Below are 6,873 nucleotides of genomic sequence, written 5' to 3'. Positions count from 1 at the left end.
CATCTGGGCATGCATGCGCGGGGATGAGCCATTTGATACGGCCAAGCTTTTCAGCTCTGAACACCTCAGAAAAGCTTGACCGCCAACAGAGTATCTACAAGGTTGCGCGATGCCTGTAGGAGCGGCCTTGTGTCGCGATCGGGGTGCGAAGCGCCCCCCCGGCAATCCCAGCCTGAATTTTTACTGTAGCCCCCACGCGCCCCCTCGCCAACCCCTGTTCGTCATTTGGAAAAATAAACGTCACCTACACGTAAAAAGACTTTTTTTAGTCATCATTTTTGCTGTATGAAGAAACCAGACAGCCGATTCCTGCAGCACAGGTGGCGTCATCCAGGCCCACCTAGCCAGGTTCGCTTCCCGCCCGTAACAACGCGGATACGGGGACAGCGGCAGTCACTCTGCGGCGTAACAGACCACGCCGTGTGGCTTCGACATAAGGTGACCGAGTATGGATGACCAAGGACGCAACCCTTCCTCCAGCAAGCCTATCCTGTATGTGCTCGATACCAACGTCCTGATTCACGACCCCAACGCGTTACTGAACTTCGAGGAGCACCATGTCGCCATCCCGATGACGGTGCTGGAGGAACTCGACAAGCTCAAGACCGGCAAACAGACCATCGCCGCCGAATGCCGCCAGGCCATTCGCCTGATCGACCAGACCCTGGGTGACGCCTCGCCCAGCGATGTCGAGCAGGGCGTACCGATCCAGCGTGGCAAGAGCGGGCCCAAGGGCTTCCTGTCCATCCTGATGACCCCGCGCAACGAGCCGAACAAGCTGCTGCCGGAAAACCTCAACGACAACATCATCATCAACCAGTTGCTCGAAGTACGGGGCCGACGCACCGACCTGGACGTTGTGCTGGTCACCAAAGACATCAACATGCGCCTCAAGGCACGTGCCTGTGGCATCGCGGCCGAGGACTACAGCACCGACCAGCTGGTCGACGACGTGTCCTTGCTGTCCAAGGGCTACCATTCGGTCACCGGCTCGTTCTGGGACCGGGTGAGCAAGGTCGATACCCGCCAGGAGCGTGGCCGTACCTGGCACCGCGTGCAATTGATCGACAACCTGCCGGCGGTGCATGTCAACGAGTTCATCATCGATGAACAGGGCTTCGTCGGCTGGATCAAGGGTATTCGCAACGATGAGCTGCTGTTGCTCGACCTGCACCAGGAACCGCTGCTGCACCAGGAAGCCTGGGGCCTGAAACCACGGGATATCCACCAGAGCCTGGCGCTGTTCGCCCTGCTCGACCCGGATATCCACCTGGTCAACCTGACCGGCGCCGCCGGTTCCGGCAAGACCATCCTGGCCTTGGCCGCGGCCATTGAACAGACCATGGTCAGCAAGCGCTACCGGCGCATCATCGCCACCCGCAGTGTGCAGGGGCTGGACCAGGAGATCGGCTTCCTGCCGGGCACCGAGGCCGAGAAGATGGAGCCCTGGCTGGGCGCCATCACCGACAACCTCGAAGCCTTGCACATGGATGACGAAAGCACCCATGGCAGCGTCGAGTACATCCTCGAGCGCGTGCCGTTGCAGTTCAAGTCGCTGAACTATATCCGTGGCCGTAGCTTCCAGCAGAGCCTGATCCTGATCGATGAGTGCCAGAACCTCACGCCGCACCAGATGAAAACCATCATCACCCGTGCCGGCTCCGGGTCCAAGGTAGTCTGCCTGGGCAACCTGGCGCAGATCGACACCCCCTACCTGTCCGCGACCAGCTCGGGCCTGACCTACCTGACCGAGCGCTTCAAGGACTTCCCCCATGGCGTGCACATCACCCTGCAGGGCGTGCCACGCTCGGTGCTGGCCGAGTACGCCGAATCGCATCTGTAACCCTCACCGCCGGGCGGTTCGCCGCCCGGCCTCTTCGCGGGCCAGTTGACGCATCCCTCTGCTCAAACCTGACTCACAGGTTTACACTGCGTGTTCCCTTCACAGGAGCAGAGCAGTGCTGACACATCTTGATTCCCAGGGGCGGGCCAACATGGTCGACGTCACTGAAAAGGCCGTGACCGAGCGCGAGGCCACGGCTGAGGCGCGGGTGCGCATGTTGCCGCAGACCTTGCAGATGATTGTCGACGGTGAACACCCCAAGGGGGACGTGTTCGCCGTGGCGCGCATTGCCGGGATCCAGGCGGCCAAGAAGACCAGTGACCTGATCCCGCTGTGCCACCCGCTGATGCTGACCAGCGTCAAGGTCGAACTCAGTGCCGAGGGGCAGGACGCCGTGCGCATCGTCGCCCGCTGCAAGCTGGCCGGGCAGACCGGCGTGGAGATGGAGGCGCTGACCGCCGCCAGCGTGGCTGCGCTGACGATCTATGACATGTGCAAGGCTGTGGATAAAGGCATGGTCATCGAGCAGGTGCGCCTGCTGGAGAAGGTCGGCGGCAAGAGTGGCCACTACAAGGTGCAGGCGTGATGAAGATCAAGGTGATGTACTTCGCCCGTTACCGCGAGCTGCTGGGCGTGGATGCCGAGCGAGTGGAGGGCGAGTTCAAAGTTATCGACGATGTGCGCCAGGCGCTGCTGGGCAAGGGCGGGCAGTACGAGCTGCTGGCCGAGCAGAACCTGATGTGCGCGCGCAATGAAGAGCTGTGCAAGCTCGATGAGCCGCTGGAAGAGGGCGATGAAGTGGCGTTCTTCCCGCCGGTGACCGGAGGCTGAACATGGCTGTGCGAGTACAGGAAGGCGCGTTCGACCCAGGGGCCGAGACCAATGCCATGCATGCGGCCAATGTCGGCGTGGGGGCGGTGGTCGGTTTTGTCGGTTATGTGCGGGACTTCAACGATGGTCGCGAAGTGGCGGGGATGTTCCTCGAGCACTATCCGGGCATGACCGAAAAGGCGCTGGCCAAGATCGTGGTCGAAGCCGAGCAGCGCTGGCCGTTGCTGAAGGTGGAGGTGCTGCACCGCATCGGTGCGCTGGAGCCGGGCGAGCCGATCGTGTTCGTCGGTGTGGCCAGTGCCCATCGGCAGGCGGCGTTCGATGCCTGCAACTTCATCATGGACTATCTGAAGACCCGGGCGCCATTCTGGAAAAAGGAAAATACCCAGGAAGGGCCGCGTTGGGTCGAAGGGAAGCAGAGTGACCAGGATGCTGCCGGGCGCTGGTAGACAGGATATTGATGGCCGGGGCTTTGCCCCGGTTCGCGGGCTTGCCCGCTCCCACAGGTACTGCACAGCTTTCGAAACCTGTGCAGTACCTGTGGGAGCGGGCAAGCCCGCGAACAGGCCGGCCCAGGTCAGTGGTGCTTGCGCGGCACCGGCTTCAGCAGCTCATCCGGCGGCATTTCACACTTGATCTTGCGCCCCAGCAGCTCTTCGATCGCGGGCAGCTGGTATGAGTCATCCTCACCGGCAAAGCTGATTGATACACCGCTGGTGCCCGCACGGCCGGTCCGGCCAATGCGGTGCACGTAGTCGTCCGGGTCTTCCGGCAGGGTGAAGTTGATCACGTGGCTGATGCCGTCGATGTGAATACCACGCCCGGCCACGTCGGTAGCCACCAGCACGGTGATGCGCCCTTCGCGGAAGCTCTCCAGGGTGCGGATACGCTTGTGCTGTGGCACGTCGCCCGACAGCTGGGCGGCGTTGATGCCGTCGCGCACCAGTTTTTCCTCGATGCGCCGCACCTCGTCCTTGCGGTTGGCAAACACCATCACCCGTTCCCACTTGTTCTGGGTCACCAGGTTGTACAGCAGTTTGTACTTGTCGCTGCCGGCTACCGCATACACGTGCTGCTCCACCGTTTCGCTGGCCACGTTTTCCGGCTCGATCTCGACGATGGCCGGGTTGGTGGTCCATTGCTTGGCCAGGTTCATCACGTCGTCGGTGAAGGTGGCGGAGAACAGCAGGGTCTGGCGCTCGCTTTTCGGCGGCGTCTGGCGAATGATCTGGCGCACCTGGGGGATGAAGCCCATGTCGAGCATGCGGTCGGCTTCGTCCAGCACCATCACCTCGACCATGTCCAGGTGCACCTCACCGCGCTGGTTGAAGTCCAGAAGGCGGCCCGGGGTTGCCACCAGGATGTCGCAGTGGCGCGCTTCCAGGGCCTTGAGCTGCTTGTCGAAGTCCATGCCGCCGACGAAGCTCATCACGTTCAGGCCGGTGTACCTGGTCAGGGCAACGGCATCCTTGGCGATCTGCACTACCAGCTCACGGGTGGGCGCGATGATCAGCGCGCGTGGCTCGCCCATGTAGCGTTCCTTCGGCGGCGGCGTCTGCTGCAGCTGGGAAATGATCGAGATCAGGAACGCCGCCGTCTTGCCGGTACCGGTCTGGGCCCGGCCGATGGCGTCCTGGCCACGCAGGGTGTAACCCAGTACCTGTGCCTGGATCGGCGTACAGTACGGGAAACCCAGTTCGTGGATGGCGTGCATCAGCTCGTTGGACAGTTTGAAATCGTGGAAGCGGGTCTTGCCTTCCTGCGGCTCGACCACGAAGTCTTCCGGTTTCCACAGGCTGGCCTGCGGCTTGGGCTTGCGCTCACGGCGGGGTTTGCCCTTGGCCGGCTTTTCGCTGGCTGGGGTAACGGCGGCAGGCTGTTCAGCCTCGGCAGTGGGGTTGGTGCGCGGGGCGGCCGGCTTTGCTGCGGGCCGGGCCTCGCTGGCGGGCGCGGGTGCAGGCGGCGTCGCGCTGGCAGCAGGAGTGACGGCCTGTGGCGCGTCGTCTCCCTTGCCGAATATTTTCTTGAGTGCCTTGAGCACGATCGTCTCATCAACTGGTTAAGGAATGTACGCCGGGCAGTGTAATGCAAGATTCAGGCGCGGCGTAGTGGAATAGCCTCACAACTACAGGCTGCGTTGGCTTATTGCAATTGCTCGCTCAGCCAGTCGTGGATGTCGTTCAACTCCTCAACCACCACTTCATGTTCCATCTGGTATTCGTGCCAGCGGGCGGCGACGCCCCAGGTATTCAGGTACTCGAAGGCGGTGCGGCCCATGGAAGGGATCACCACCGGATCATGCACGCCGTGCAGGCACAGGGCCGGGGTGCGTTGCTGGCAGGCGCTCAGCTGATGCTGGTCGTTGAAGGTAGGGGCGTAGGTGGACAGGGCGATCACGCCACCCAGCGCTTCTTGCCACTTTATATAGGCAGTGTGCAGCACCACCGCACCGCCCTGGGAGAAACCGGCCAGGAAGATCCGCGACAGGCTGATGCCTTTGGCCTGCTCGGCCTTGATCAGGGCAATGAGCTGCTCGGCCGATTCTTCCAGCTGCGTTTCGTCGATGGCGCGGGCCGGGGTCATTGCCTTGATGTCGTACCAGCTGGGCATGGCGTAGCCGCCGTTGATGGTTACCGGGCGGGTGGGGGCCTGGGGCATGACGAAACGGGTGCTGAGCAGGCGCTCCTGCATGAATTCGGCCACTGGTAGGAAGTCGTAACGGTCGGCACCCAGACCGTGCAACCAGATCACACAGGCATCTGCGGTTTTCTGCGGTTCGAGAATCAGTGGGTTGGTCATGACTGCTCCGAAAGTGTGCGGGTCTTGTTATGGCGTGCGTGAAAAGAAGGCGCTGGAAATGATTGTCTGAAAAAGAATGTCGCAACGATACAACTTTACCTACTTGACGAGCGCTTAAACGCTACAGCCGGGAATTTTGGTACGCGCTTTGCAATTCAACCTGTGATGCAAAGGGCAGGCCGTGACGGTAACACCCTTTGCACGCGAAGGCTGTCACAGAACAGTCCATTGCGCCATTTGACCCAATAACAAGCCAATACGGGTCGGACACGCCTCAAAAGGGTGCGGTGCAATTCCGGCTCGATACAACAAGAGCGATTTGGAGGTTGTGAATGAAGATGTTGAAAACCACCCTGGCAGTCCTGACCGCTGCCGCCGCGCTGGGCGCCGTGAGCAACGCCCAGGCCGGCGCCACCCTCGATGCGGTAAAGAAGAAGGGCTTCGTCCAGTGTGGCGTGAGCGACGGTCTTCCAGGCTTCTCGGTACCTGATGCGCAGGGCAAGATCGTTGGTATCGACGCCGACGTGTGCCGCGCTGTGGCCGCCGCCGTGTTCGGTGACGCCAGCAAGGTCAAGTTCAGCCAGCTCAACGCCAAGGAACGCTTCACCGCCCTGCAGTCGGGCGAAGTCGACGTGCTGTCGCGCAACACCACCTGGACCAGCTCGCGTGATGCCGGCATGGGCCTGGTGTTCGCCGGGGTTACCTATTACGACGGCGTTGGCTTCCTGGCCAACAAGAAGCTGGGGGTATCCAGCGCCAAGGAGCTCGATGGCGCGACCATCTGCATCCAGGCCGGTACCACCACCGAGCTGAACGTGTCGGACTACTTCCGCGCCAATGGCCTTAAATACACCCCTATCACCTTCGACACCTCCGACGAAAGCGCCAAATCGCTGGAATCGGGCCGTTGCGACGTGCTGACCTCGGACAAGTCGCAGTTGTTCGCCCAGCGCTCCAAGCTGGCCGCGCCGACCGAGTACGTGGTACTGCCGGAAACCATCTCCAAGGAACCGCTCGGCCCGGTGGTGCGTAAAGGCGACGAAGAATGGTTCAGCATCGTCAAGTGGACCCTGTTCGCCATGCTCAACGCCGAAGAGGCGGGCATCACCTCGAAGAACGTCGAGGCCGAAGCCAAAAGCACCAAGAACCCGGACGTCGCCCGCCTGCTGGGCGCGGATGGCGAGTACGGCAAGGACCTCAAGCTGCCCAAGGACTGGGTAGTGCAAATCGTGAAGCAAGTCGGTAACTACGGCGAAGTGTTCGAGAAGAACCTGGGCCAGAGCACCGACCTGAAGATCGACCGTGGCATGAACGCCCTGTGGAACAACGGCGGCATCCAGTACGCGCCACCTGTGCGCTGATGGCTGCACCCTGCGGCGGCATCCCGCCGCCGCAGGCTG

At 61.9% G+C, this 6,873-nt stretch carries 7 protein-coding genes; 5 read left to right on the top strand and 2 right to left on the bottom strand.

Features of this window, described 5'->3' with window-relative positions; genetic code table 11:
• The first annotated feature begins 448 nt into the window (after window positions 1-448).
• The 4 genes from CAF70_RS22080 to moaE all read left to right on the top strand — a co-directional run bounded on the left by CAF70_RS22080 (window position 449) and on the right by moaE (window position 3,123).
• Window positions 449-1,843 carry a PhoH family protein gene (locus tag CAF70_RS22080; RefSeq protein WP_085626487.1) on the top strand — a complete coding sequence of 465 codons (1,395 nt, stop codon included), beginning with the start codon at window positions 449-451 and terminating at the stop codon, window positions 1,841-1,843.
• 115 nt (window positions 1,844-1,958) lie between these two features.
• Complete coding sequence (gene moaC, locus CAF70_RS22075) at window positions 1,959-2,429, top strand: cyclic pyranopterin monophosphate synthase MoaC (protein ID WP_085626488.1); 471 nt, start codon at window positions 1,959-1,961, stop codon at window positions 2,427-2,429.
• A complete protein-coding gene (moaD, locus tag CAF70_RS22070; protein WP_085626489.1) occupies window positions 2,429-2,674 on the top strand; it encodes a molybdopterin converting factor subunit 1 in 246 nt (81 codons plus the stop codon). Before moaC ends, moaD begins: the two co-directional genes overlap by 1 nt.
• A gap of 2 nt (window positions 2,675-2,676) precedes the next feature.
• Window positions 2,677-3,123, top strand: a complete 447-nt coding sequence (gene moaE / locus CAF70_RS22065) for a molybdopterin synthase catalytic subunit MoaE (protein ID WP_070384329.1) — start codon at window positions 2,677-2,679, stop codon at window positions 3,121-3,123.
• A gap of 128 nt (window positions 3,124-3,251) precedes the next feature.
• Here moaE and rhlB read toward each other — a convergent pair whose 3' ends face one another.
• Both rhlB and CAF70_RS22050 read right to left on the bottom strand, forming a co-directional pair.
• Complete coding sequence (gene rhlB, locus CAF70_RS22055; RefSeq protein WP_085626490.1) at window positions 3,252-4,715, bottom strand: ATP-dependent RNA helicase RhlB; 1,464 nt, start codon at window positions 4,713-4,715, stop codon at window positions 3,252-3,254.
• A gap of 101 nt (window positions 4,716-4,816) precedes the next feature.
• Window positions 4,817-5,473: an alpha/beta hydrolase gene (locus CAF70_RS22050; RefSeq protein WP_085626491.1), complete on the bottom strand. Its 657-nt coding sequence runs from the start codon at window positions 5,471-5,473 to the stop codon at window positions 4,817-4,819.
• A gap of 332 nt (window positions 5,474-5,805) precedes the next feature.
• On the opposite strand from CAF70_RS22050, the gene CAF70_RS22045 reads away from it, so the two are divergent.
• A complete protein-coding gene (locus tag CAF70_RS22045) occupies window positions 5,806-6,834 on the top strand; it encodes an amino acid ABC transporter substrate-binding protein (RefSeq protein WP_085626492.1) in 1,029 nt (342 codons plus the stop codon).
• Window positions 6,835-6,873 lie beyond the last annotated feature (39 nt).

The organism is Pseudomonas sp. B19(2017), from assembly GCF_002113165.1.
GTDB lineage: Bacteria > Pseudomonadota > Gammaproteobacteria > Pseudomonadales > Pseudomonadaceae > Aquipseudomonas.
The sequence above is the reverse complement of the archived record's forward strand: the minus strand, read 5'-3'. Positions and strand labels throughout refer to the sequence as shown.

Bases quoted from the DNA above. Each gene is read 5' to 3' on its own strand.
- CAF70_RS22050 (WP_085626491.1), bottom strand. From the start codon at position 5,473: ATGACCAACCCACTGATTCTCGAACCGCAGAAAACCGCAGATGCCTGT.
- CAF70_RS22080 (WP_085626487.1), top strand. From the start codon at position 449: ATGGATGACCAAGGACGCAACCCTTCCTCCAGCAAGCCTATCCTGTAT.
- CAF70_RS22045 (WP_085626492.1), top strand. From the start codon at position 5,806: ATGAAGATGTTGAAAACCACCCTGGCAGTCCTGACCGCTGCCGCCGCG.
- moaE (WP_070384329.1), top strand. From the start codon at position 2,677: ATGGCTGTGCGAGTACAGGAAGGCGCGTTCGACCCAGGGGCCGAGACC.
- moaD (WP_085626489.1), top strand. From the start codon at position 2,429: ATGAAGATCAAGGTGATGTACTTCGCCCGTTACCGCGAGCTGCTGGGC.